Source organism: Mesorhizobium sp. B2-6-4, from assembly GCF_006441495.1.
Taxonomy (GTDB): domain Bacteria; phylum Pseudomonadota; class Alphaproteobacteria; order Rhizobiales; family Rhizobiaceae; genus Mesorhizobium.
Genome location: NZ_VFUE01000013.1, coordinates 14,096 through 37,241, shown reverse-complemented (window position 1 = coordinate 37,241; position 23,146 = coordinate 14,096). Strand labels below are relative to the sequence as shown.

The 23,146-nt window shown below is 62.0% G+C and carries 29 protein-coding genes, 1 tRNA gene and 1 pseudogene; 11 read left to right on the top strand and 20 right to left on the bottom strand.

The features are described from left to right. The first annotated feature begins 22 nt into the window (after positions 1-22). Positions 23-1,063, top strand: a complete 1,041-nt coding sequence (locus FJ426_RS19045; protein WP_140559566.1) for an aldehyde reductase — start codon at positions 23-25, stop codon at positions 1,061-1,063. A gap of 38 nt (positions 1,064-1,101) precedes the next feature. On the opposite strand, the gene FJ426_RS19040 is transcribed toward FJ426_RS19045, so the two are convergent. Further along, on the bottom strand, positions 1,102-1,995 hold the full coding sequence (locus tag FJ426_RS19040) for an SDR family oxidoreductase (RefSeq protein WP_140559567.1): 894 nt from the start codon (positions 1,993-1,995) through the stop codon (positions 1,102-1,104). Between the two features lie 134 nt (positions 1,996-2,129). Between FJ426_RS19040 and FJ426_RS19035 the strand changes: the two genes are divergently transcribed. After that, positions 2,130-2,540: a helix-turn-helix domain-containing protein gene (locus tag FJ426_RS19035; protein ID WP_140495388.1), complete on the top strand. Its 411-nt coding sequence runs from the start codon at positions 2,130-2,132 to the stop codon at positions 2,538-2,540. A gap of 79 nt (positions 2,541-2,619) precedes the next feature. On the opposite strand, the gene FJ426_RS19030 is transcribed toward FJ426_RS19035, so the two are convergent. After that, on the bottom strand, positions 2,620-3,357 hold the full coding sequence (locus FJ426_RS19030; protein WP_140559568.1) for a glutathione S-transferase family protein: 738 nt from the start codon (positions 3,355-3,357) through the stop codon (positions 2,620-2,622). Positions 3,358-3,457: 100 nt separating this feature from the next. Between FJ426_RS19030 and FJ426_RS19025 the strand changes: the two genes are divergently transcribed. From FJ426_RS19025 to ilvC, 3 genes are all read left to right on the top strand, one after another. After that, positions 3,458-3,916, top strand: a complete 459-nt coding sequence (locus FJ426_RS19025; RefSeq protein ID WP_140516702.1) for a MarR family winged helix-turn-helix transcriptional regulator — start codon at positions 3,458-3,460, stop codon at positions 3,914-3,916. Positions 3,917-4,066: 150 nt separating this feature from the next. After that, complete coding sequence (locus FJ426_RS19020; protein WP_140516455.1) at positions 4,067-4,720, top strand: TetR/AcrR family transcriptional regulator; 654 nt, start codon at positions 4,067-4,069, stop codon at positions 4,718-4,720. Positions 4,721-4,745: 25 nt separating this feature from the next. Next, the gene (gene ilvC / locus FJ426_RS19015; protein ID WP_140495398.1) at positions 4,746-5,765 is read left to right on the top strand and encodes a ketol-acid reductoisomerase; all 1,020 of its coding nucleotides are present in this window, start codon (positions 4,746-4,748) and stop codon (positions 5,763-5,765) included. Between the two features lie 69 nt (positions 5,766-5,834). Here ilvC and FJ426_RS19010 read toward each other — a convergent pair whose 3' ends face one another. Continuing rightward, positions 5,835-6,404 carry a BA14K family protein gene (locus FJ426_RS19010; protein ID WP_140825490.1) on the bottom strand — a complete coding sequence of 190 codons (570 nt, stop codon included), beginning with the start codon at positions 6,402-6,404 and terminating at the stop codon, positions 5,835-5,837. Between the two features lie 188 nt (positions 6,405-6,592). Here FJ426_RS19010 and FJ426_RS19005 point away from each other — a divergent pair, with 188 nt between their 5' ends. The 3 genes and pseudogenes from FJ426_RS19005 to FJ426_RS18995 form a co-directional block, all read left to right on the top strand. Continuing rightward, positions 6,593-7,705, top strand: a complete 1,113-nt coding sequence (locus FJ426_RS19005; protein ID WP_140559569.1) for an endonuclease/exonuclease/phosphatase family protein — start codon at positions 6,593-6,595, stop codon at positions 7,703-7,705. Between the two features lie 3 nt (positions 7,706-7,708). Further along, positions 7,709-8,425: a hypothetical protein gene (locus FJ426_RS19000; RefSeq protein ID WP_140495404.1), complete on the top strand. Its 717-nt coding sequence runs from the start codon at positions 7,709-7,711 to the stop codon at positions 8,423-8,425. 85 nt (positions 8,426-8,510) lie between these two features. Next, positions 8,511-8,759 (top strand): annotated as a pseudogene (locus tag FJ426_RS18995) (PIN domain-containing protein); the annotation flags it as partial. A gap of 24 nt (positions 8,760-8,783) precedes the next feature. Here the strand turns inward: FJ426_RS18995 and FJ426_RS18990 are convergent. The 3 genes from FJ426_RS18990 to FJ426_RS18980 are packed head-to-tail and all read right to left on the bottom strand — an operon-like array spanning position 8,784 to position 12,008. Then, entirely contained in the window at positions 8,784-10,001 is a 1,218-nt protein-coding gene (locus tag FJ426_RS18990) for an ABC transporter permease (RefSeq protein WP_140521160.1), read from the bottom strand. Between the two features lie 2 nt (positions 10,002-10,003). Next, entirely contained in the window at positions 10,004-10,711 is a 708-nt protein-coding gene (locus FJ426_RS18985) for an ABC transporter ATP-binding protein (protein WP_140516445.1), read from the bottom strand. A gap of 4 nt (positions 10,712-10,715) precedes the next feature. Beyond that, positions 10,716-12,008: an efflux RND transporter periplasmic adaptor subunit gene (locus tag FJ426_RS18980; protein WP_140495412.1), complete on the bottom strand. Its 1,293-nt coding sequence runs from the start codon at positions 12,006-12,008 to the stop codon at positions 10,716-10,718. A 130-nt stretch (positions 12,009-12,138) separates the two neighbouring features. Between FJ426_RS18980 and FJ426_RS18975 the strand changes: the two genes are divergently transcribed. Both FJ426_RS18975 and FJ426_RS18970 read left to right on the top strand, forming a co-directional pair. Further along, entirely contained in the window at positions 12,139-13,071 is a 933-nt protein-coding gene (locus FJ426_RS18975; RefSeq protein ID WP_140495414.1) for a PhzF family phenazine biosynthesis protein, read from the top strand. A gap of 107 nt (positions 13,072-13,178) precedes the next feature. Next, positions 13,179-13,254: transfer RNA gene (locus FJ426_RS18970), tRNA-Lys, on the top strand. A 62-nt stretch (positions 13,255-13,316) separates the two neighbouring features. Here FJ426_RS18970 and FJ426_RS18965 read toward each other — a convergent pair. From FJ426_RS18965 to FJ426_RS18925, 8 genes are all read right to left on the bottom strand, one after another. Next, a complete protein-coding gene (locus FJ426_RS18965) occupies positions 13,317-14,342 on the bottom strand; it encodes a site-specific integrase (protein WP_140579971.1) in 1,026 nt (341 codons plus the stop codon). A 487-nt stretch (positions 14,343-14,829) separates the two neighbouring features. Next, positions 14,830-15,525, bottom strand: a complete 696-nt coding sequence (locus FJ426_RS18955; RefSeq protein ID WP_181176976.1) for a hypothetical protein — start codon at positions 15,523-15,525, stop codon at positions 14,830-14,832. 121 nt (positions 15,526-15,646) lie between these two features. Beyond that, entirely contained in the window at positions 15,647-16,498 is an 852-nt protein-coding gene (locus FJ426_RS18950; RefSeq protein WP_140579968.1) for a hypothetical protein, read from the bottom strand. A gap of 6 nt (positions 16,499-16,504) precedes the next feature. Continuing rightward, positions 16,505-18,493, bottom strand: coding sequence for a hypothetical protein (locus FJ426_RS18945; protein ID WP_140579967.1), 1,989 nt, complete (start codon positions 18,491-18,493; stop codon positions 16,505-16,507). 74 nt (positions 18,494-18,567) lie between these two features. Further along, on the bottom strand, positions 18,568-18,759 hold the full coding sequence (locus tag FJ426_RS18940; RefSeq protein ID WP_140579966.1) for a hypothetical protein: 192 nt from the start codon (positions 18,757-18,759) through the stop codon (positions 18,568-18,570). Then, positions 18,740-19,045: a hypothetical protein gene (locus tag FJ426_RS18935; RefSeq protein WP_140579965.1), complete on the bottom strand. Its 306-nt coding sequence runs from the start codon at positions 19,043-19,045 to the stop codon at positions 18,740-18,742. The genes FJ426_RS18940 and FJ426_RS18935 overlap by 20 nt, the downstream gene beginning before the upstream one ends. Then, on the bottom strand, positions 19,042-19,422 hold the full coding sequence (locus FJ426_RS18930; RefSeq protein WP_140579964.1) for a hypothetical protein: 381 nt from the start codon (positions 19,420-19,422) through the stop codon (positions 19,042-19,044). The genes FJ426_RS18935 and FJ426_RS18930 overlap by 4 nt, the downstream gene beginning before the upstream one ends. After that, entirely contained in the window at positions 19,406-19,594 is a 189-nt protein-coding gene (locus FJ426_RS18925; RefSeq protein WP_140579963.1) for a hypothetical protein, read from the bottom strand. The genes FJ426_RS18930 and FJ426_RS18925 overlap by 17 nt, the downstream gene beginning before the upstream one ends. A gap of 49 nt (positions 19,595-19,643) precedes the next feature. Between FJ426_RS18925 and FJ426_RS18920 the strand changes: the two genes are divergently transcribed. Further along, positions 19,644-19,832, top strand: a complete 189-nt coding sequence (locus tag FJ426_RS18920) for a hypothetical protein (RefSeq protein ID WP_140579962.1) — start codon at positions 19,644-19,646, stop codon at positions 19,830-19,832. Here FJ426_RS18920 and FJ426_RS18915 read toward each other — a convergent pair. The 6 genes from FJ426_RS18915 to FJ426_RS18890 are packed head-to-tail and all read right to left on the bottom strand — an operon-like array spanning position 19,795 to position 23,122. Further along, complete coding sequence (locus tag FJ426_RS18915) at positions 19,795-20,163, bottom strand: hypothetical protein (protein WP_140579961.1); 369 nt, start codon at positions 20,161-20,163, stop codon at positions 19,795-19,797. The two genes, FJ426_RS18920 and FJ426_RS18915, sit on opposite strands and share 38 nt — an antisense overlap. Continuing rightward, the gene (locus FJ426_RS18910; RefSeq protein ID WP_140579960.1) at positions 20,160-20,378 is read right to left on the bottom strand and encodes a hypothetical protein; all 219 of its coding nucleotides are present in this window, start codon (positions 20,376-20,378) and stop codon (positions 20,160-20,162) included. Before FJ426_RS18910 ends, FJ426_RS18915 begins: the two co-directional genes overlap by 4 nt. Then, a complete protein-coding gene (locus FJ426_RS18905; protein WP_140825489.1) occupies positions 20,375-20,866 on the bottom strand; it encodes a hypothetical protein in 492 nt (163 codons plus the stop codon). The genes FJ426_RS18910 and FJ426_RS18905 overlap by 4 nt, the downstream gene beginning before the upstream one ends. Then, positions 20,851-21,075, bottom strand: a complete 225-nt coding sequence (locus FJ426_RS18900; protein WP_140579958.1) for a hypothetical protein — start codon at positions 21,073-21,075, stop codon at positions 20,851-20,853. The genes FJ426_RS18905 and FJ426_RS18900 overlap by 16 nt, the downstream gene beginning before the upstream one ends. Then, positions 21,072-21,728 carry a hypothetical protein gene (locus FJ426_RS18895; RefSeq protein WP_140579957.1) on the bottom strand — a complete coding sequence of 219 codons (657 nt, stop codon included), beginning with the start codon at positions 21,726-21,728 and terminating at the stop codon, positions 21,072-21,074. Before FJ426_RS18895 ends, FJ426_RS18900 begins: the two co-directional genes overlap by 4 nt. Then, positions 21,725-23,122: an RtcB family protein gene (locus FJ426_RS18890; RefSeq protein ID WP_140579956.1), complete on the bottom strand. Its 1,398-nt coding sequence runs from the start codon at positions 23,120-23,122 to the stop codon at positions 21,725-21,727. The genes FJ426_RS18895 and FJ426_RS18890 overlap by 4 nt, the downstream gene beginning before the upstream one ends. Positions 23,123-23,146: the final 24 nt, after the last annotated feature.

Below are 23,146 nucleotides of genomic sequence, written 5' to 3'. Positions count from 1 at the left end.
GCTGACGCTTCGGGGGGCGGGCATGAGCGGCGAATTGGTGCTTGTCACCGGCGGATCTGGCTTTCTCGGCGCCCACTGTATCCTTGAACTGCTGAAGGCGGACTACCGCGTGCGCACGACTGTGCGCTCGGCCAGGCGGCAAGCCGATGTCCTGGCCATGCTCAAGGCAGGTGGCGTCGAGCCGGATGACAGGCTCTCCTTTGCAATCGCCGATCTCATGAGCGATGCCGGCTGGCCGCTAGCCGCTGCGGGCTGCGACTATGTCCTGCACGTCGCCTCGCCGTTCCCGCCCGGAGTGCCCAAGCATGATGACGAGCTGATCATTCCGGCCCGTGAAGGCGCGTTGCGGGTGCTGCGGGCGGCACGAGATGCCGGCGTCAGACGCGTCGTGCTGACGTCCTCCTTCGCGGCTGTCGGCTACGGCAAGATGCCGCCCGACGGCCGTCCGTTCACCGAGGAGAGCTGGACCGATCCGATGGGAAGGGTCAGCGCCTATGTGAAGTCGAAGACGCTCGCCGAGCGCGCGGCCTGGGATTTTATCGCCGCCGAGGGGGGCGGGTTGGAGCTTGCTGCCGTCAACCCCGTCGGCATCTTCGGGCCTGTGCTTGGCCCGGACCATTCGACCTCCACCGAATTTGTCCAACGCATGATGAATGGCGCCATGCCGGGCCTGCCGCGTCTGTCCTTCGGCGTCGTCGATGCACGCGACGTGGCGGACCTGCATGTCCGCGCCATGACCGATCCAGCTGCCAACGGCGAGCGCTTCCTGGCGGTCGCCGGCGATTTCATGACCGTGCGGGAAATCGCGCAAACCTTGAGAAAGCGGCTCGGCAACGCGGCGAAGCGCGTTTCGACCAGAGAGCTTCCCGATTGGCTGGTGCGCATGGTGGGACTGTTCAATCCGGAAGTCGCGCAGCTCGTGCCTGAGTTGGGCAAGGTCAAGAATGCCACCAATGCCAAGGCGGTGCGCATGCTCGGCTGGAAGCCACGTTCGCGCGAAGACGCGCTGGCTGCGACCGGAGAGAGCCTTATTCGGCACGGCCTGATCAAAACATCGAAGTAGGGCGGAGAGTCGAGAACAGACTTCCCGCCGCGTGGATTTCAACCTGCCAGGGCAGCCTTGTTCGCCTCGAGGAATTGTCTCAACGTCCTTGGCGTCCTGCCGGAAAGCATCTCGATCGCGTCCGTCACCATGGCGATGCGGCCGGCCCGCGTGTTGACGTCGAAGGAAACGATGACGCCGGCAAAATCCTCGGGAACGCCTGATGCCTTTACCCCTTCGGTCAGGACATCATCCGAAACCTGCACGACATCGAGCGGCTTGCCGGTGACTTCGCTGACGAGGGCGGCGATCTCTGCCGTCGTGTACGCTTGCGGGCCAGTCAGCGTGTAGGTTTTGTTGTCGGTCGTGCCAGAAGCGAGACCGGCGGCGATCGCCGCTGCCATGTCTTCGCGTGCGCCATGGGCGATGCGGCCTTCGCCGGCGGACGTGTACCAGTGCCCCGAGGCGATCGCGTGCGGCAGCGCCATGAACAGGTTCTCCTGGTACCAGCCGTTGCGGAAGATCGTGTAGGGGATGCCGCTCGCCTTGATTGCCTGCTCGGTGCTGTAGTGGTCACCGGCAAACAGGACCGGCGACACCGGTTCCGGGTTGGGCATCGAGGTGTAGAGCAGGTGCAAAACGCCGGCGTTTTTGGCCGCCGCGACTGCATTCTCGTGCTGCTTCAGGCGCTTGCCGCTTTTGAGATCGAGATCGCCGGTCGAAATGATCAGCGCCTTGTCGGCACCCTTGAACGCGGTTTCCAGCGAAGCGGAGTCGTTGAAGTCTGCGGCCCTGACAACGAGGCCGCGCACCGCCAAATCTGCCAGGCTTTCGGGATTGCGCGTGGTGGCGATGATCTTTGCAGGCGGAGTTTTATGCGCGTCCAGGAGATAGCGGATGACGCCGCGGCCAAGCTGGCCGGAGGCGCCGGTGACGAGAAGGGTTTCGGTCATCGGAGATCCTGATTTGTGCCGAAGCGGCGGGTGCTCTAGTGGTCTCAGAAAGAGACCAGCACTAAAATAGGAATTGACCTGCCACCGTAAAGGAGGCAGTTTTTCGGGAGGTAGGCACATCCAGGGAACCAGCGATGGACGGCAAGGTCACCAATCTGAAATCGAAGCTGGAGACCTACAAAGCGATGAGCGGGGGCGGTAATTTTGCCGACTGTCCGGTTCGCAATGTCATCCAGGGCGTCAGCGGCAAATGGAGATCGCTGCTGGTGATGGCGCTGGCTGAAAGGCCGTATCGCTTCGGTGAGTTGCGGCGGCTGGTGCCCGACATTTCGCAGCGCATGCTGACCCAGACACTGCATGATTTGCAGCGCGACGGCTATGTGCATCGTGAAGTGTTCCCGACCAAACCACCGAGCGTTGAATACAGCCTGACCGATCTCGGGCGCTCGATGTTCGGCGCCTTTCATCAACTGATCCTATGGGCCGAACTCAACCATGATGCGGTGCGCGAAGCGCGTGCGGATTTTGATGCCGCCCAGGCATAAGCCGCGGGGTGGCGCCGCGACGCCGCGCATTCGCCGCAGTTCCTCGCCTCAATGGTGGCCGGCACGGTGGTCCATCCGTTCAGGCGAACTGGGCTGGCGGAAGCGCGCTGGCCGGATCGTTCTTGCGAATGACCGTCGAAAGATACGATCCCTTCGCCCGCAGGAAGGCATGCAGGCGCAGTGGATAGTCCTGCGCCACGGCATGCTTGACGGACGGGCGTCCACTCAATGCCTGGCGCCAGGCCTGGACGAGCGGTTTGCCGTCCAGAATGCCGAAATCGCCGATCCGGTCGAAGGTATCGATGTAGCGGAAGACAGGGCCGTAGACTGCGTCGACGAGCGAAAAGCGCCCGCCTTCGAACCATGGTCCAGTCCGGCCGGCTTCGCCCGCCAATTCGGTCTCCACACGATCGAACATTTCCGACAGCGTCCGAGACTCGGCAAGGAATCCTGCCTCGGTCGACGCCGAATAGAACCGGCCGACGGCGTTGAGGATGGCTGAGCCATACTCGATCCAGGCACGATGCCGGGCACGGGCATAGGGGTCGGCCGGGTGGAGGGGATTGGCCTCAGTTTCTTCGAGGAATTCGAGGATGACGGCGGATTCGAAGATCACCGTTTCATCGTTCCCCCGCTGCACGCGCAGCAGCGGCACCTTGCCGAGCGGCGAGACCGCCTTGAACCAGTCAGGCTTGTTGGCGAGGTCGATGTCGACGCGCTCGAACGGCACGCCTTTCTCGGCCAGCGAGATCGCCGCACGCTGGACATAGGGGCAAAGGGGATGGCTGACGAGAATGAGGGTGTTGGCATGCTTCATCGGATTTGCCTCTCAATATCGATGCATTCGCATCTATCTAGATGCAAATGCATTGGTCGTCAAGCTTGATGCAATTGCATCTATCTCTTATGATGCCGTCATGATCGAGACAGCCATGCCATCGCCGGAGGCCATCAAGACCTGGGCACGCCTGATGCGGGTATCACGCCAGCTGGTGGAACGTGCCGAAGACGCGCTGAAGGAAGGCGGCCTGCCGCCGCTTGCCTGGTATGACGTGCTGCACGAACTCGCTGAGGCGGGCGAGGGCGGCTTGCGGCCGTTCCAGCTGATCGAACGAACCCTGTTCGCGCAGTATAATATTTCGCGGCTGCTGGCCCGACTTGAAGCCGATGGGTTTGTCGAGAAGCTGCCGGTGGCTGATGACGGCCGCGGCCAAACCGTCCGCATCACGGCCAAGGGACGAGAGACGCGCCGCCGTATGTGGGCCGTCTATGGCAGGTCGATCGCGGAGCTGGTTGGCGACAAGCTTTCGCCGCAAGAACTGAACACGGTATCGGCCTTGCTCGGGCGGTTGCGCGATCCGCCAGCCGGCGACTGAACATACGCGTTGCGCGGCTGCGGGGACACGGGAAAGACATTTCGTCATTTTGGCCTTGCGCCGATCTTCGGATTGCGCAATATGCCGAACCGTAACGTACGGTACTGAGCTCGGGCGATCTACGGCTCTACCATCAAACGGGAACAGAGCGTGTTGCAGGCAAATGCCGATATCGACAACGGCGAAGCGCTGACGGAGCGTCAGAAGGCGGTCCTGGATGCAGCGCTCCGCCTGCTGGTCGAAGAGGGCGACAATCTGACCATGACCGCAGTGGCGCGGCGGGCGAGCTGCTCCAAGGAAACGCTCTACAAATGGTTCGGCGACCGCGACGGACTGCTGACGGCGACGGTGCAATGGCAGGCCTCGAAGGTGCGGGTGACGGCGGTCGACGGCAGGGGGCTCGACCTTGCGTCGTTGGCCGCGAGCCTGGAGCGATTTGCTTCCGACTGGCTGAAGGTCATTTCCAGCGACACTTCGATCGCACTCAACCGGGTGGCGGTCGGCCATGCCGGTTCGGGCAAGGATGATCTTGGCGCGGTGGTGCTGGAGAACGGGCGCTTTGCCCTCGCCAAGCGCCTGAAGCCGGTGCTGGAGGCCGGCCGCCAGGCCGGGCTGCTCGATTTCTCGGACGCCGAGACGGCGTTCCGTACGTTTTTCGGGCTGGTCGCCCGCGACGTGCAGATCCGTCTCTTGCTTGGCGACCGGCTGGAATTGACTGAGGCGGCGATCGGCGGTGATGCCGTCCGCGCGACGCAGCAGTTTCTCGCTCTTTTCGGAGCAAAAACCGGGCCGCAAGGCCTCTGATCTTCAAACGGGAAGGAAGACAAAAATGCGCGTCTATTACGATCGTGATGCCGATCTCAACCTGATCAAGGGCAAGAAGGTCGCCATCATCGGCTATGGCAGCCAGGGCCGGGCGCATGCGCTCAACCTCAAGGATTCCGGCGCCAAGGAGATCGCCATCGGCCTCAAGGCCGGATCGGCGACCGCCAAGAAGGTCGAGGCCGACGGGCTCAAGGTGATGAGCGTGGCCGACGCCGCCAAATGGGCCGACCTGATGATGATGGCGACGCCCGACGAATTGCAGGCCGACATCTACAAAAACGAGATCGCGCCGAACATCCGCGACGGCGCGGCAATCGCCTTCGCGCATGGCCTCAACGTGCATTTCGGCCTGATCGAGCCGAAGTCGACGGTCGACGTCGTCATGATCGCGCCGAAGGGGCCCGGCCATACGGTGCGCGGCGAATACCAGAAGGGCGGCGGCGTGCCGTGCCTGGTCGCCGTCAACCAGGATGCTTCGGGCAACGCACTCGACCTCGCGCTCTCCTACGCCTGCGGCGTCGGCGGCGGCCGTTCGGGTATCATCGAGACCAATTTCCGCGAGGAATGCGAGACCGATCTGTTCGGCGAGCAGGTCGTGCTGTGCGGCGGCCTGGTGGAGTTGATCCGCGCCGGGTTCGAGACGCTGGTGGAAGCCGGCTATGCGCCCGAAATGGCCTATTTCGAGTGCCTGCACGAGGTCAAGCTGATCGTCGACCTGATCTATGAAGGCGGCATCGCCAACATGAATTACTCGATCTCGAACACCGCCGAATGGGGCGAATATGTCTCGGGGCCGCGCATCATCACCGCAGAGACAAAGGCCGAGATGAAGCGGGTGCTGAAGGATATCCAGACCGGCAAGTTCACCTCGGAGTGGATGCAGGAATACCGTGCCGGCCTGTCGCGTTTCAAGGGCATCCGCCGCAACAACGACAGCCATCAGATCGAGGAAGTCGGCGCCAAGCTGCGCGCGATGATGCCGTGGATCTCCAAGAACAAGCTGGTCGACAAGGCGAAGAACTGAGCGATCCACGCTCCAAAAGAAACGGCGCCGCGCGGCGCCGTTTTTTATTGCAGGATTGTGCGGCCTGGCTCAGCGATAGGGCGAGTAGCACTGCTGGCGTGGGCCGTTATAGGGCTGGAAGGTGTTGTCGTAAGCGCGATACGAGCGGTATCTGTTGTAGCACCACCGGACATGGGCGCTCGACAGCCGGCCGGCGCGATAGTAGCGGCGCGGCGGTGCATCGTAGTAATTGTAGTTGTTGTACATGCTGCCGAGGCCGAGCCCCAAGCCAAGCCCCAGGATCGCGGCGCCGGCGCTGTCATCATAGTAGCGGCCGCGATAATGGTGGCGGCGCCAACGCCAATCATCGCCGCCGTTCCAGTGACGACCGCTCCAGTGACGGCCGCCCCAATCGCCGCGGTTCCAATTGCCGTGGTTCCACCCGCCCGACCGGCGCCATCTCCAGTCGTTGTTGAAGCTCCGGTTGTTGCCGCCGGCCCAGCTGTCACGCACAGGCGTGACCGTCGGCGCCGCGGTGCTGGCTGGGATCGACAGCTCCGGCTGAAAGATTGGTCCGGCAGCGGATGGTGCCGTGATGCCGGAGAAGATACCGAGCGCTATCAGCCCGGATTTGACTGTGGAAGAAAAGAGCGCGTTCATTGCACTTCTCCAAGAGAACAGGCCCCACGCCGACCCTGGGATGGGCCCACTGTGGGTCTTTGCGTCTGAACGGCGGATGAACGGAAAGGTTCCCTCAACCATGGCGCGAGGCGCGCCAGGATCAATCGATTCCAGCTGGTGGTTGCCCGGCCTTGTTTTCTGCCGCGCTTGCGGGCAAAGGTCATGATATGTCGCTGCGTCTTGCAACCTTCAATGTCGAGAACCTGATGAACAGGTTCGATTTCTCCGGATACCGCAACCAGCTCAACGAGGACCGGACGCTGGCTCTCTTCGATATCCAGAGCGAGGCCGAGTACAAGATGCTGGAGCAGGCCCGCGCCATCGCGCAGTCGGACGACATGCGGCAGCTGACGGCGCTGGCCATAGCGGCCACGCGCGCGGATATCATCTGCATGCAGGAGGTCGACAATATCGAAGCCCTCAAGGCGTTCGAATATGGCTATCTTTTCAAGATGGTGGGGCAGGGCTACCGCCACAAGTACACCGCTGCCGGCAATGATTCGCGCGGCATCGACGTCGCCGTGATGATGCGCAGCGAGACCGCGCAGGGCCAGCCCATCGAATTCGTGCGCATGACCAGCCACGCCTATGTGACCTATGAACAGTTCGGGCTGCACACGCCGGAGCTGGCGGCGCTCGGCAACCAGCCCAATGAACGTATCTTCCGGCGCGACTGCCTGGAAGTGGACATTACCGTGGGCGGCTCGCCGCTGACGCTCTATCTCGTGCACTTCAAGTCGATGGGCTCGCCCCGCAACGGGCTCGACGGGCGTGAAGCGACGATGCCGATCCGCATCGCGGAGGCGCAGGCGGTGCGCCGGATCATCGAGGAGCGCTTCGGGGCGGATCATGCAGCCGACAAGCGCTGGGCGATCTGCGGCGACATGAACGATTACCGCCAGCGCGTGAAGATCGCCGGCGACGAATTCGACGGCTATCGTTTCGAGGTGGTCGACGAGAACCTGTCCTGCATCAACGTGCTGACGGCCGGCGGTTTTTGCGAAAACGTGGTCGAGAGGCGGCCGGAAATGAACCGCTGGACCTTCTACCACACGCGTGGGCCGCAAGAGCGGCATTTGTGCCAGCTCGATTATATCCTGCTGTCCAAGGGATTGGCGGCTAAGAACGCCACCGCCGTCCCGGACATCATCCGCAACGGCCAGCCCTGGCGCACGATCTTTCCTGCCGGCCAGGAAGTGGAGCGCTTTCCGCGCGCCGGCTGGGACCGGCCGAAGGCATCGGACCATTGTCCGGTGGCGATCACGCTGGACATGGCCTGAACCGTGAGCTTCGACCTGCCGCGCAATGTCATTTTGCCGGTCGACGCCGTCGATGTCAGGCTCGACCCCGGCCCGCATCCTTTCGCGCTGGACAATGCCGAGGCGATCGCCGCGAACTGGCAGCACGAGATCGCGGCCAACCCCGCGCTGTTCGACGGTCCCGTGGTGCTGCTCTCGCGACTTGCCTGGCGCGACAATCGCCTCGTCGGCCGGTGCCACGCGGTCAACTACTCCACCTTCATGCTCTGGCGGAAGCGGCGCGAGAATTCGGGCGCCGAGCACGCCTATGCCCATGCCATGCTCGTGGCCGGCGACAATGCGCTGGTGGCGATTCGCATGGCCGCCCACACCGTTACTGCCGGCCGCGTCTATTTCGCCGCCGGTTCCTTCGAACCGGCCGATTTTCGCGATGGCCTCGTCGATGTCGATTTCAATATGATCCGCGAGGTGCGGGAAGAAACCGGCCTCGACATTTCAGGCGCCGCACGCGGCCTGCATTACCATGCCCTGTCGACGGAAAGCGGCACGGTGATCTTCCGCCGATACCGGGTTCCCGAGCCCGCCGAGGAGATCGCGCGGCGCATCTCGGCCTTCGTCGCAACCGAGGCCGAACCGGAGATCGTCGGTCCGGTCATCATCCGCCACGCCGCCGACCTGCCGCACGGGCTGATGCCGCACATGAAGCCGCTGATCGAGTGGCATTTTGCGAACGCGGACTAAACCTTACCTTCCGTGCTGATCGCCAATGCCGGCATACGAAGGTCTGAGTGGCTGCCTGCAACCCCAAACATCGGGTGCGTGCGCGGACAATCGTCTCGATCAGGATGTGTTGCCACTGTTTGCAGGCCGCATTCTGCCTTTCGACCTCGACGCGTCGCGCGCCTATGCCGACCTCATGGTAAAGGCGAGAGCCTCAGGCAAGGCGATCGGCAATGCGGATGCCTACATCGCGGCCACGGCCGCAGCAAACGGTCTTACGGTCGCCACCCGCGACACCGGCCCATTCGCGGCCGCCGGATTGAATACGATCAATCCCTGGGAAACAGCGTCGTAGCCGCGCCTTTGCTTTCCAATCGCCTTATTCATGCCGCAGCGCGTCGATCGGGTCGAGCCTGGCGCCGCGCAGCGCCGGGAAGAAGCCGAAGACCATGCCGATCAGCGCGGAAAAGCCGACGGCGAGCAGGATGACTGCCGGGCTCGGCGCAAAGGGAATGGCCAGCGTCGCCGAGGCGAGACCGGCCAGCGAGAGCCCGATCAGGATGCCGATGATGCCGCCGAGCAGCGACAGCACCGTCGCCTCGACCAGGAACTGGATGAGGATGTGCTTTTCATGCGCGCCGATGGCGAGCCTGATGCCGATCTCGCGGGTGCGCTCGGTGACCGACACCAGCATGATGTTCATGATGCCGATGCCGCCGACCAGCAGGCTGACGCCGGCGACCGCGCCCAGCATGCCGGTCATGGTGGTGGTGGCGCTGGCCATGGCATCGGCGATCTGGGTCATGTCGCGGATCGCGAAATCGCTTTCGCGGTCGGGCGTGAGGCGTCTGGCGTCGCGCAGAATATCCTCGACGCGCGGCTGCAGCTCGCTGGTCGGGGTGCGGTCGTCGGCGGCGACGTAGATGTTGTCGATGTTGCGGTTGCCCGCAATGCGCCGCTGATAGGCATGCAGCGGCATCAACACGACATTGTCCTGGTCCTGGCCGAAGCCGGTATAGCCCTTCGGCTCGAGCAGGCCGATGATCTTGCAGGAGGTGCGGTTGACGCGGATGATTTCGCCCTCCGGGTCGCCGGCACCGAAGAACTGCTGGCGCACCGTCTCACCGATCAGGCATACGCCGGTGCCCGAGCGGGTCTCGGACTCACTGAACGAACGGCCTGAGACCAGTTTCCAGTCGCGAGCATCGAGATAGGCACTGTCGGTGCCGGTGACGCCGGAGGTCAGGCTCTCGGTACCGAAGATGACGCGGACCTGCTTCTGCGAGGCCGGCGAAATGGCGCGTGCGCCTGTCAGATGGGCAATGAGCGCGGCAAGATCCTTTTCGGTGAGCGGACGGACGACCTGGTCGAGCCCGCCCGGGCCGCCGGGACCGGCCGGGCGGCCGGAGCGCACAACCAGAAGATTGCTGCCGAGCTTGGCGATGTCGTCCTTGACCTTGGCGGTGGTGCCGGCGCCAATGGTGAGCATGGCGATGACCGCGGCGACGCCGATGACGATGCCGAGCAAGGTCAGGAACGAGCGCAGCATGTTGCGGCGGATCGAGCGCAAGGAGAGGCGGACGGTTTCCCAGAGCATTGTCAGGCCACCTCGACGGTCATGGTGTCGGAGGCGACATGGCCGTCGAGGAAGCGCACCGTGCGCTCGGCATATTCGGCGACGTCGGCCTCGTGGGTTACCATGGTGATGGTCAGGCCAAGCTCCTTGTTCAGTTGCGTCAGCAACTCCATGATCTCGTGCGTGCGGGCAGTGTCGAGATTGCCGGTCGGTTCGTCGGCGACGAGCAGCGTCGGCCTCGTGACAATGGCGCGCGCGATCGCCACGCGCTGTTGCTGGCCGCCGGAAAGCTCGGCCGGAGTGTGATGCTCGCGACCGACAAGGCCGACTTGCGCCAGCGCCTGCATGGCAAGATCGCGGCGCTCGCGGCTGGCCACGCCGCGATAGATCAGCGGCAGTTCGACATTTTCCGCCGCCGTGGTGCGCGCCAGCAGATTATAGCCCTGGAAGACGAAGCCGACATAGAGGTTGCGCAGCATGGCGCGGCGGTTGCGGTCGAGCCGGCCGGCATCGACGCCCATGAAGGAATAGGTGCCGGCGGTCGGCGTGTCGAGGCAGCCGATGATGTTCATCGCCGTCGATTTGCCGGAGCCGGACGGGCCCATGATGGCGACGAATTCGCCGCGCCGGATCGCCAGGTCGACGCCGGCCAGCGCGTGCACCTTGGCTTCGCCATGGCCGTAGCTCTTCCAGACCTTGTCGAAGGTGATGAGGGGGGCGCCCATCGCCACGAAGTCAGCTCCGCTGCTGCGAGGCCGTGATGACCTGCGCCCCCTCTGACAGGCCCGAGGTGATCTCGGTCAGCTCGCCGTCGGTCGAGCCGATCCTGACGTTGACCGGATGCGGACGGCCTTTCTCCAGCACGTAGAGCATGCGTGAGCCGTCGGTCGGCGGCGCTGCCGCCTGGCGCTGGCGATTGCCGCCGGGACGTCCCATGCGGCCGGTGAACAGGTCGCTCAGGCTCCAGCCGCGGGCGGCCTGCTGCGCAGGACGATAGCGGAAGGCGGAGGAGGGGACGGTCAGCACGTCCTTGGCCTGCCGGGTGACGACCGAAACAGTGGCCGTCATGCCGGGGCGCAGCAACAGCTCGTTGTTGTCGACCTCGAGCCGCGCATTGTAGGTGACGACGCCGTCGGTGGTGACCGAGGCGTAGGAGATGTCGCGGATCTCGGCGTCGAACGGCCGCTCCGGGAAGGCATCCACGGTGAAGCGGGCATGCTGGCCCGGCTTCACCGCGCCAATATCGGCTTCGTCGACCGCCGCCACCAGTTCCATGTTCCTGAGATCGGCGGCGATGATGAACAGCACCGGCGCCTGCAAGGAGGAGGCGACCGTCTGGCCGGGGTCGACAGAGCGCGTCAGCACGATGCCGTCGATCGGCGCATAGATGGTGCTGTTGGCAAGGTCGGTCTGCTGCGATTTCAGGTCGGCGTTGGCGATGGCGAGATTGGCCTCGGCGCTATCGAGCGCTGCCTTCGAACGGTCGCGGGTCGCGGTCGCCGCTTCGAGCGACTGGTCGGTGGCCATGCCGCGCTTGGTGAGGGCGGCGGCGCGCACGAGCGCGCTTTCATTCTCGGCCAGCGTCACGGTGGCGTCCGCGACATTGGCGGCGGCCGCCTTGGCGGATGCCTCGGCGCGTTCGATCTGCACCTGCAGCTTGGCGGTGTCGAGCGCGGCCAGCACATCGCCCTTCTTGACCTGCTGGTTCTCGTTGACCGAGACTGAACGGATGATGCCCGAGAGCTGGCTGGAAATGTCGACCTGGGTGAGGGGCTGCAAGGTGCCGGTCGCCGAAACCTCGACAGTGAGGTCGGCCTTGGCGGCGGGCGCCGTCGTATAGTCGATCTTGACCGGCGAGCCGGCATACCACTGGTAGCCGGCAAAAGCCGCGACAAGGACGATCAGCGCCAGCAGCGCATAGAGCCAGCCGCGGCGGCGATTCTTGCGCCGCCCCGTCTGGTCGAGCCCGAGCGCGGTCTCGATGGCGGAATCCGATTCCGTCTTTGGCAGATTGACAATCTGGTCCACGCCGGACCCCCTGAAGCGCAATAAGTCCCTATGAGTGCACAGATCAGTGCTAATGGTTCGAATATCAAATTAAATTTCGCTCATGTTGGGATTGAGGCAGAAATTCGGATCAAAGCGGAAGGTTTCCTCCATGAGACGCGATTACTTGCTTTACGATGTGTTTACGACCGATCGGCTGGCCGGCAACCCGCTGGCGGTGGTGTTGGACAGCGGCGGACTGGACACGGCTGCGATGCAGGCCATCGCACGAGAGTTCAACCTGTCGGAATCGGTGTTCGTGCTGCCGCCGGACAATCCCAAGCACCGCGCCCGTATCCGCATCTTCACGCCCGATTATGAAATGCCTTTCGCCGGCCACCCGACCGTGGGCTCGGCGATCGCGCTGGCCGAACTGGCCGATATCGCGCTCGCTGAAATGGCCGACAATGACGGCGCTGCGAGCATTTTCGTGCTGGAGGAAAACATCGGCCCGGTGCGCTGTGCCGTCAGCAAGCACGATGGCGCCACCTTCGCCGAATTCGACCTGGCGAAGCTGCCGGAGCCGCTGAAGCTCGAAGCCGACCCGGTGGCGATCGGCGCCGCCCTTGGCCTGGCGCCGCACGAGATCGGTTTCGAGAATCACCGCGTCGCGTTCTGGTCAGCCGGCGTGCCCTATGTGACCATACCGGTGGCCAATCTGGAGGCGGCCGGCCGGATCCGGCTCGACAACCAGGCCTGGTCGGAACTGGCGCCCCGCAAGAGCGAATGGGCCTTTGCCAGTCCCTATGTCTATTGCCGAGAGACGGTGAACCACGAGAGCGCCTTCCATGTGCGCATGATCGTGCCCGGCACGCCTTCCTACGAGGACCCGGCGACCGGCTCGGCGGCGGCGGCTTTCGCCGGCGCCGTCATGCATTTCGACGCTCCGACGGATGGCGTTTCGCAGCTGTGGATCGAACAGGGGCTGGAGATGGGGCGGCCCTCGCGTATCCGCCTGGAACTAAGTGTACAGGGCGGAAAACTGGTCTCGGCGCGCATCGGTGGCAACGCGGTCAAGGTGGCGGAAGGCAAGCTGTTCGTCTGACCATCTGCGTCACTTCGGCGATTTGTCGGGAAATGATTCCGGCAGGGCTGGACAGGACCGGCATCGGCGGCTATATGCCCGCCAACGCCGGTTTTTGCCGGCCGAGTGGGTGCGTAGCTCAGTTGGTAGAGCAGCTGACTCTTAATCAGCGGGTCACAGGTTCAATCCCTGTCGCACCCACCACTAAGTCCTTGAAAAACCGCTGTATTTCCAATCACCTAAAATAAATCAGCAGGCACTGTGTTTCAAAGTGTGTCGGCCTCCATCTGGTCGATCGCCCGCTTCAGAGACTTCAGGCTGTTGTGGGAATAGCGACGGGTCATTGAGTCCGTCTTATGCCCCATCAGGTCCTGGGTCGTCTTGTCTGCCACGCCGGACTGAAGCAGCCAGCTGGCAAACGTATGGCGTAGATCATGAATGTGAAGCTTCGGCATGCCCGCCCGCTTGCGGATGCCCAACCACCTCTTCGCAAAGCTGTACTGTGGTTTACCCTCCTCTTCTCCAATGAACACGTATCCCTTCCGCTGGTCCTTCGGTGTGTGTGCGAGTGTGTCGCGCACCTCCTGACGGAGCGGTATTCGCCTGGGGCTGCTGTTTTTCACCCGCTCGCCGTCCAGTTGTATGGCAGTCAGCTTGGGGTTTATCTCGCTCCACTCAAGCTTCATGATTTCCTGGTGCCTCATACCGGTCCAGACGGCCAGTGTGATGAACAGGCGCTGTTCGTGGTTGTTGCAGGCCGCCAGCAGCTTGTCGTAATGGTGACGCTGCAGATAGACCTCCCGCCTCGTGGCGTCGGGAATGTCGCCCTTGTCAACCTCCTTGACGGCGTTGTAGGTGACACCGCAGTCCAGTCTCCTTTTCGCAAACGTGAGCAGCAGGCTCAGGAAGGCGAGGTCGCGCCGAAGCTGGACCGTCTTGCCAGTCTTCAGCTTCTCCTTGATATAGGTCTTCACCTTCGCTTCATCTAGTACGCGCAGAGCGACATCGCCCAGCACCTCGACGACGTTGGTCAAACTTGTCGTGTAGTGGCGCTTGGTGTTCTTCGAATACGGCCGGCGCCGGGGGTGCGCAAAGAGCAGCTCCGTCGCCTTGATGATGCGGATGTCGGTGTCGAGAAGAAGAGCGTCGTTCAGCTCTTGTTCAAGACGGTCTGCCTCCGACTGAGCAGCCTTTGGACATTTAAGCCCAGTTGATTTTCGGACGGTGTCGCCCCCGACGCGGAGGCGCGCTTGGTAGATTGCTGATCCTTCTCTAAGGTAAATGTCGGCCATTCCTGGACCTTCCTCTGTTTGTGAGAAACATCCATGTTGTTCAGCCAATGGTCGACTTCTGTCAAGCGGAAGCGGAACTGTCTGCCGATCCTCGCCGCCCCTGGTATCATGCCGCGAGCGGCCCAGTAGCGAATGGTCCTATCAGACACGGCTAGCCTATCCGCCAGCCGCTTTGTTGAAACCCAAAGCACGATACCGCCGCCCAACCCTGAATGTTTATAGATGGTGGCTTCTGTACCGTATTGGGACAGCATTTCAAGAGAAAATTCACGAACGGTAACAAAAATTAACAAATTATTGATGCGACCTATTAAACCTCGCTAATATGCGAACCACGTCGGGGTGGACGGGCTCCCCCAGCTTCTCTAATAACTTGACGCCGTCCTTTATGACTTTAAAGGACGGCGTCAAAGCAAACATATCTTCATCATCATAATGAAGATCGAGCTCGGTAGCGAGCTCAAGTAGGAGATTAGAAATCGTCTCCTTATCCGCGTTTGTCAGGTTCTCGTTCTCCGGCATGTCCAGCAATTTCGTCCACCCGTTTCTTTTTCGTGCCGTGGGCGGGGAAGCCTACTATCACTCCCTTTCTGTCTCCATCAGCACATACGCCACACTGTGTACAACTTACATCCGTATAAGTCGCAGGGCAGACAGCGATTTTCCTACCTTTTGGAGTGTAGTTCGCTAGTCGTTTGACCCTGCGTCTGTAATCACTCAGACTTTCGTCCTTTTTCCTTCCGTATTCCGAATGCAACACGACCGCTACTGGGAGTTCCAGATCGGCTAGCTCGTCGGCCTTGTCTATACTGTCGGCCGACATGTTGATGTTTAAGCCTTCTGCCGCCGCTTCCCTGATAATTGCGAGATTTTCAAGGCTCGGTGGCTTGTGTGTAAAGATTATGGCGCGCTTCCCCTTGCTTGCTTTAGCTATCTTTAAAATACCTTCACGGTCAATATTGTCGCGCTCCCCTGGCAAGTCCCCAGCCTGACCATATCGCCAGATTGCGCCGCGATTAAGCTTGCGGATCGGCTTCAGAGCCTCGTCCAAATCGGAGCCTCGCGCGCCGGAGGTAACCTGGTCCCAGTGCAGCTTCAACGGCCCGGTCATGGCATAGCAGCCGCCCTGCTTTAACGGGCAACTGTCTGGACAGGTTTCACGCGAACTGGTCATCACCGGCATCGGCCCGGTCTTCACGTTCCGAGAGATCGGGGTCGTGTGGTAGTGCATCTTTTCCTCGCAAAAGAAAAAGGGCGCCCCGAGGGACGCCCTTTTGTTCACGCTGGTTGGTGGTTGGTGTTGGCTAGTTCAGCAGCCGCTTAGTCCAGGCCTTCAGGCGGCCGAAGATGCCAGGGCTGCTGGGTTCGATGTTGCTCCAATCGGGCAGACCGTCGTCGTCCTCCTCGTCATCGTAGAAGGTCGAGTAGACCGGCTCCGGGAAAGCATGCTTGGCTTTCTCTTCTGGCACCTCATCGACGATGGTGTAGCGACAGGCTCTGCCCTTGGCCTGGTCGTCGGGCGGGAAGGCCACAACGTCGGCGGGGCTGATCTTGAGGATCAGCACATGTCCTGCGTGCCCCGCATAGAGGGGTAGGTAGTCCCAGGAGCAGAAATGCAGGCCCGCCGAGCAGGTGCGGAACCGATCGAGATCGCACTGGTTCCTGGGAAGGAAGATTGTCGATCCAACGGTGTTCAAGGTCCTCCCGTCGTGGAACGACAGATAGTCCTTGTTCACTTTCTTGTAGGCCAGGAAGAAGCCGTCCGGGGTGATCGGCATGTTGCCATGCTCGAGCCATTCGAACAGGTGTTCGCGGATCTCGTGGTCCGGGTTGAGCTGCAGCCGCTTCAGGAAGTTGATCCACGGCGTGGCCGGCTGTTGCCTCTTCAGGAGATCGATGATCCGCATGGTGAGGTGGTTATGGAGCGCCTTGCCGTCGTAGGTCAGGCCGTCGTAGCCGACCCGAACCAGGGCGTCCTCATAGAGAAGGTACTTGCGGAGCGCCGCGGCCATATCGAAGTCCTCTTCGCCGACTTCGCCACCCTCCACGAGCCGCTGTTTGATCAGCTCGAAGTTTGGGTGGCTGCTGTCGATGCACTTGAGATCTCCGCCGACGAAGGCGGAGATCGTATTCCCGGAAACGACGTGCGGGACCATGGTGGATTACCTCGCGATGAGTTTGAGATAGTGGGTCAGGTGCTCGTCATTGTTGGCGAGCACGTTGAGCAGCGGGTAGCCGGCCACCAGCTTGGCGAACCTCGCGTGGAAGTCTGTCGTGACGCTCGGCAGGCTCTTGCCGGTCACCTCGACCCACAACTGGGAGAGCAACAGGTCCTCATAGGTGTTCGAGGACATGTTGATGGCCTTCTGGAGAAGGTCTCGCAGTCGCTTCGGCAGCTGATCCAGCTTGCGGCCCAGAATGTTGACCAGGCGGTCGTTTCGGAAGCTGGTCACGTCGCTCTTGACGGCGTGAGCCTTGGCGTTGAAGCCGGCGACGGTGTCCTTGAGGAGCTGGTCGAGGTGGATCCAGCCAGGGCGGTCCTTCGGCAGGTTGCGCTGGTTCTTCATCAGGACGATGACAGACTGGTCATGCTTGATGGCGTCGATGTTCCGGAGCCTCCTGATGTAGCGGTCCTGCACCTGTTCCATATCGAGGATCTGGCCGAAGACCTCATAATTGGCGCCCTCGGAGTAGACATAGACGGCCTTCTCCGGCTCCTGGATGATGCTCCGGTAGCGATCGAAGGTGCGGATGTCCTGCTTGCTCAGACCGACCCGGGGGCGGCTGGTGCGGACGAGCTTGAGGCGCTCGATGGTGCGGAGGTCGACGACCGCCTCGACACCGTAATACTCGGTGACCTTGGCCAACGTGTCGGCCTTCACCCACAGGATGTCGGCTTCCTCGTTCTGGTCGCGGAACATCCGCATCCGGTCCTTGGAGAAGCGGCAGTCCGGCGCCTCCCAAACGACCGTGTATCCCTTCAGTTCTTGCGGGGTGAGCGACGGCGCCGTCTGGTAGTAGCGAGAACGACCAGTAGGCTGACGTGGCGGCGAGAACCGGAGGTCGTCCCAATTGAGCAGCACGGCAGCTCGCCCAGCGCCGAGATAGGAGAAGCTGGTGCGGAGTTCGGCCTTGCCACGCCACTTCGGCTGCTTGAGCATGGTCTTGCCGAGACGAGTGGCCAGCTCGCCGTAGACGATGCAGGCGTCCAGGAAAGTGTCCGGCGCGTCGAGGGTGGCCTGGAGCTCGTTGCGGATGTCCTGGCGCACCTGCTGCCAGATGAGGCGCAGGTTGTCCTTGGTGGGCTCGTCGTAGCCGAGTTGCTCTCGCGAGGTCGACACACTGGCCGTGCCGATCGGCACGTCGATGATGATCGGGATCCGGAGCTCGTTGTCGTCGTCGACATGGACCAACTGGGTTATGTCGAGGGGGTAGAGCACACACCCCTGACGGATGCGGGGGCTCGATACATGGTTGGACTTGACGATGCGATAGTTGCTGCCCTCCATCAGCGTGGTGACGCCGGACGGCGTCCACTGATCATTGAGCACAGTCGGCATCGGGTCGAAGCCGATCATCACCTTCTCTATCGCGGTGCGGAACCGCTCGATGTCGAGCTGCTGCACCGGGAACTTGATCATGACGCCGGTGCGCTCCTGGCTCTCATCCTCGGCCGCCAGGCTCACGGTCGGCATGCCGCTGCCGTCCAGGAAGCAGACATACTCGCGCTTCGTCGTGCCGTCGAAGCAGGTGATGGTGTACTGCTTGGTGTAGGCGAAGGCCGACTTCATGCCGAGGCCGAGCATTCCGACCTGGGTGTTGCTGTCGCGCTTGTCCGAGCCAAACAGCGTGGTGGCGCGCTGCGTCACCTCTTCGTGGGTCATGCCCGGGCCGAAGTCACGGACCATGAAGTACGGGCTGAGGGTCGAGGGCGCCATGAGGAGGAACGGCTGGTCAGCCTTTCCCGCGGCGATGTGGGCGTCGTAGGCGTTGGTCGCATATTCGCGCACCGGCGCCAGGATCTTGTCCGAATAGATGCCGTCGATCACGGCGTGGAAGGCGATCGCGTTCATCTCGAAGCCAAAGGTGCGGGCTTCGGTGACGCCGGCGGCGTGGAAGTCTTCGGCGCGGGCGGTGTTGAGCAGTTTCATGGTCTTGTCCTTGTGCATGGCTTCGCCGTGGCGCTCAGGGCGCGGGTGGAAGCGATTGAGAAGGGAGGGGTGGTTTAGGCTGCGAGGGGCTGGATACGGGCCTGGAGCTCGGCGGCGTCATAGGAATTGTGGCGCCCGAGGATGCGCCCGGATGGGCTCGTCACCCACCATTGATCCCAGCCGTGTTCGAAGGGGAGCTTCATGTTGGCGACGTCCGCTCGGGTGAGTACGTCGCCGGTCAGAGGCTCATAGACCTGTATCTGCAAGGAGTTTCTCCATTTTCTGGCGTTGCCCAGGCAACATCTCGGCGACGGGCTGGCCCTTGACGAGCAGCAGGTACCGAAAATTGGCCTGGAAAATTTCGATTGGTTTGCTGTTGGCTTCGAGCGCGGCCACCCCATCGGTCGTGATGGTTTCGCGGCCGATGAACCATTCCTCGGTCGTCCAGCCCCGGCGCTTCATCGCCTTTATTGCAGCGTACTCACCCCCGGCGGGGTAGAGCCTGTTGGTGAGCAGTCCCCGGACGAGGAGCTCTTTCTGCTTGGGTGTCATAGGATCCAGACCTCGTTGTCCTTCATGAACGCGATGTCGGCATGCCAGACGGCGCCACCTCCCGGGCCCTGAAAGTATGGGGCCCTGAACGGGTTGTATCGCACTCGTTGTGCTCCTGTTGGAATGGTCAAAGTCTCCAGTACTAGAGGAAGACCAGAGATTGTTGCGTGAACCTCCTTCTTTCCGGTGCGGATTACCCGCTGGCGAGTGACCTCGTTGACCTTGAAGCGGGGCGCCGCCAAAACGAAGGGGCCGCGATTGTAGAACACGCGACCCCTGGGGGATTGGTCGAAGCCTTCAAGCTCACAGGCGAATTTCGGCCGGATGCTGAAACAGCGCTTGTGGCTGTTCCAGTAGACCTCACTGAGGTGTGACATTCTCTACCTCCCGGTGACTGACCACGAGGCCGTAGTTCTCCAGCTCCTCGAATTTCTCGGCCTGGACAAACGCCTCACCGGCCGCTTCATTCGGATCTTCGTCGGACTCGACGTCGATGGTGAAGGTGTGTATGACCGTCTCGACAATCGTGACGTCGTATTTCTTAGACATGGAGGTTCCTATGCCAAAACAGTATCCAGTGGACCTGACGGACAAAAGCATGGACGAGCTCGAAGCCATCCACGAGGCCGTGATGCAGGCCAAGCAGGCTAAGGCGATCGAGCATCAGAATGATCTGATCCGCCAATATCAGGAGCTGAAGGGTAAGATGGTGAGGGCCGGCGTGGTCAAAGAAGACCAGCTGCCGAACTTCAAGATCCGGGGTTGGTCTCGGTCGAAGCCGAACTGATCCACCGGATCTCCTTGCCTTGTTGCTTCGCATGCTCCTTAGCCAGGAACATGGGCACGAAGTCAGGCACCTCGATATAGTTTCGTTCGACCACCTCGGGTTCCACGACATGTGGCTCCAAGATAGCACCGGCGGGCGGGGTTTCTTCCGGCGCGTCGGGCGCCGGCTCCTTCTTTAGGCCCATGAGGGCGTTCAAGAACGCGGCCAGCTCCTCTCGGGAGTCGATCCTGATGGTGGCGAGCGCGGCCGGTTTGAGGCCGAGCTGACGCCGGTGGGCGTCAGCGTCGTTCTTCATCGGGAACCAGGCGCGGTCGACGTTGTAGACAATCATCGCACCAGCTCCAGGGCGTTGCCGACCTCCATCAGGTCAATTACCGCTCGGTCGATCCGACTGCTGGCCGTTTCGGCGTCCTCGACGTCCTCCAATTCGCGGAGGATGAAGAGGAAGAGTGTGTCGCCCACCTTATCCGCCTGGGTTAGGTCTTGGACGTGGCTATGTTCTCCATTGGAGAAAGTCGCAGCCGCGGCCTTTTGGAATTTGTTCATTTCACCAGCTCCTTTGCTGCGCGGACCATTGTCATGAAGGCGCCGTATTCGTCGCAGAGCCGGTCGTCGCTGAAGTCCGAGACCATCTCGTCGGCGTCCTCGTAGGTGACGCCGTCCCAGTTCTCACCGGCGGCCTTCTTCTCCTCGAACTCCTCCTCCGGCGTCGTGAGGCGGGCCATCTGCTGGACGAATTCCTCGAACCGCTCGTAGCGGTTCAGCGGCTTCTCGCCGCGGTCGTCGCTGTCGACGAGGATGCCGGTCTTCGTGATCCTCACGTTGACCGGCTCGTCATGGTCGGGATCGTAGGCATGGACGACCAGTTGGCCGTCGTTGATCTCGACCCAGAGCTTGCGTTTGGTGCCGTCTGGGCATTTCGCCTCGACGTCGATCCGGGATGTCTCCGACTTGATGTTGACGACCCATTTGCGGGGGTCTGCGTCTTCACCTTCGGCGACCTTCCAGTCTTGCATGTTCAGCCGGGTGTGCATGTTCCTGCCTCAATGAGGGTGGTGTTGTCGTCCAAGGTGATGGCATCGATCGTGACCTTGTCTATCAGGTCGACCATCTTGCTTTGCACGACCAGCTCGTAGACGTGCTCAGCGATCATCGCTGAAGTTATCGGGCCGGCGTAGACGCCGACCGTGATGAAGCAGCTCATGTCCACCTTGAGGCGGACATTGATGTCGTCGGCGGTCATCTGATCTTCTCCAGATCGTACTTCTCGGCGTAGCGCCTGATCTGCTCGGCCGGGTCGGTATTGATGTCGAACCATACCTGGAGAAATTCGTCCTTCTCCACGCCAGCGTCTTCGATCGTGATGCCGTAGAAGGCCTTCAGGTGCCAATCGCAGCTCCGGAAGTATTCCTCTTTGGCGCTCTGACTGATCAGGAGCTCCCTTCGGGCCATGACCGGGTCGCGGAAAGCTTCACCCGGCGTGAGACAGCTGACGATCGCGGGGACGATCTCCCAGTCATAGGCGCCAGAAGCCCTGTACCATTCGGGCAGCAGGTCGTAGACCTGGAGCACCCACTTGCCGATGTCGATGCTGTGGTGCCGAAGCTCGAGCGAGCCGACGTCTTCCCGGTATTTCATCCATTCAGGACTGGCCGGCTGGTCTCCAACGACGGTGATCTCGCATAGGTGCTCCCAGACGCAGAGCGCAGCCTCCACTTCAAGATGGCTGTAGGCGAGGGGGACCTCGACCGACATGTCCTGGCGGTAAACGTGGGCGCCGGCCTTGAGCAGTTCCTCGGCCTCCTTCTTGGCGTCGGCCTCGGTGGCGACAAGGGCTCGGGCAATTCCCGGCACGGTGTCGTGCTCGCCCTCGATATAGAAGAGGTCGATCTTCATTTGGTTTTCCTTTGCCAGTGCATTTCGCCGGCCATGATGCAGCCGTAGGGATCGACGAAGTCGACCACCTTCGCCAAGCCGTGCTTGTTGATCTGCTGCTGAACCTGTTCGGCGTTCTTGTATGCCTCGGGCAGTTCGGACAGGTCGGGGATGCCGAGATAGAAACGGGCATCGACCTTCCGGCGAAGCATCGTCATGATAGCGGCACCGTCTCGGTCTCCAATCACGTCGCGGAGGTAGGCAGTCCGGCTCATGTTCCGGCCGGCGCCATGTGGTGAGAAGCCAAGCGCCTCGACTTTGTCGGCGTGCCGCGTGACCAAAATCGGCTCCGCCATGTTGAGAGGAATGAGGGTCCGGCCGTCGTCGTCAGCCGAGAAGCCGGCGAATGACGGGGTGGCACCCTTGGCGTGGTAGTAGAGGCCGTCGTCGCGCCGGAACACGAAATTATGCTCGTTCCAGAACCGATCGACCACGGAGTTGCCAATGCGTTGCTGGATGCGGTCGTGGAGGACGAAGTGGTTCAGCTTTGTCCACTCGCGCACCAGCTGGAGCGCCTTCCAGTAATCCTGGCCGGCCTCGCTGTCGGCGTCGATCCAAGCGGCCTGTGGGTCGGTCCTGGGCGACACGATCGCGGTGTGCTTCTTGGCCGCGGCCAAGCCTCGCTTGTAGACGAGCGCACCGAGTCCGCGGGAGCCGTGATGGGTCACGATGGCGGGCTGACCGGTCGAGCGCAGCGCGCCGACGAACAGAAAGTGGTTCCCGTCGCCCTGGGTGCCGAGATTGGTCTCGGCGATGTCGCCGTGTTTTGACTGGCGGTCTTGCGTGAAGCGGTTACCATCCATGCGGTCGATAAGATCGACCAGACCAATGGAAGCACCCATGGACGTGTGAAGCGCCCTACGGCCACCCGGGCCAAAATGAGTGACCTCCTGGGCAACGTCCAGGATCTTCTTCAGATCCTCCATGCGCTTGAAGACGGTGATCGCCATCGAGCAGCAGACGTCGGCCGAGTGGAAACCGGGATGGATGGCATTCATGGTGGCCACCACGCCGCCGACCGGGATGATGCCGGCAGGGCAGGCGTCGGGCATGACGACGGCCTTCTCGACGGTCGGCACTCGCATCAGCTTGTCCATGGCCTCGACGACCAGGTTGAGGTTGGTGTGCTCGATCTCGTCCTCCGGCTCGAGGAAAACGTTGAACGGCAGTGAGTTGGTGCGGAGTGGGATCTCGGGGGGTAGTTGGGGTTCGCTCTTGCGGATCTCGGCGAGGATCTCCATCCCCGACCGGCCGAGGCTATGGAGGATGTTGGCGTTGCGGATCGCTTCGCCGAACCACTTGCCTCTACCTTTGGGGTCGATGCCCCAGTCGATCAGCGTCTTGCCAGTGATCATGATGTGCAGTTTCTCCGGTGTTGG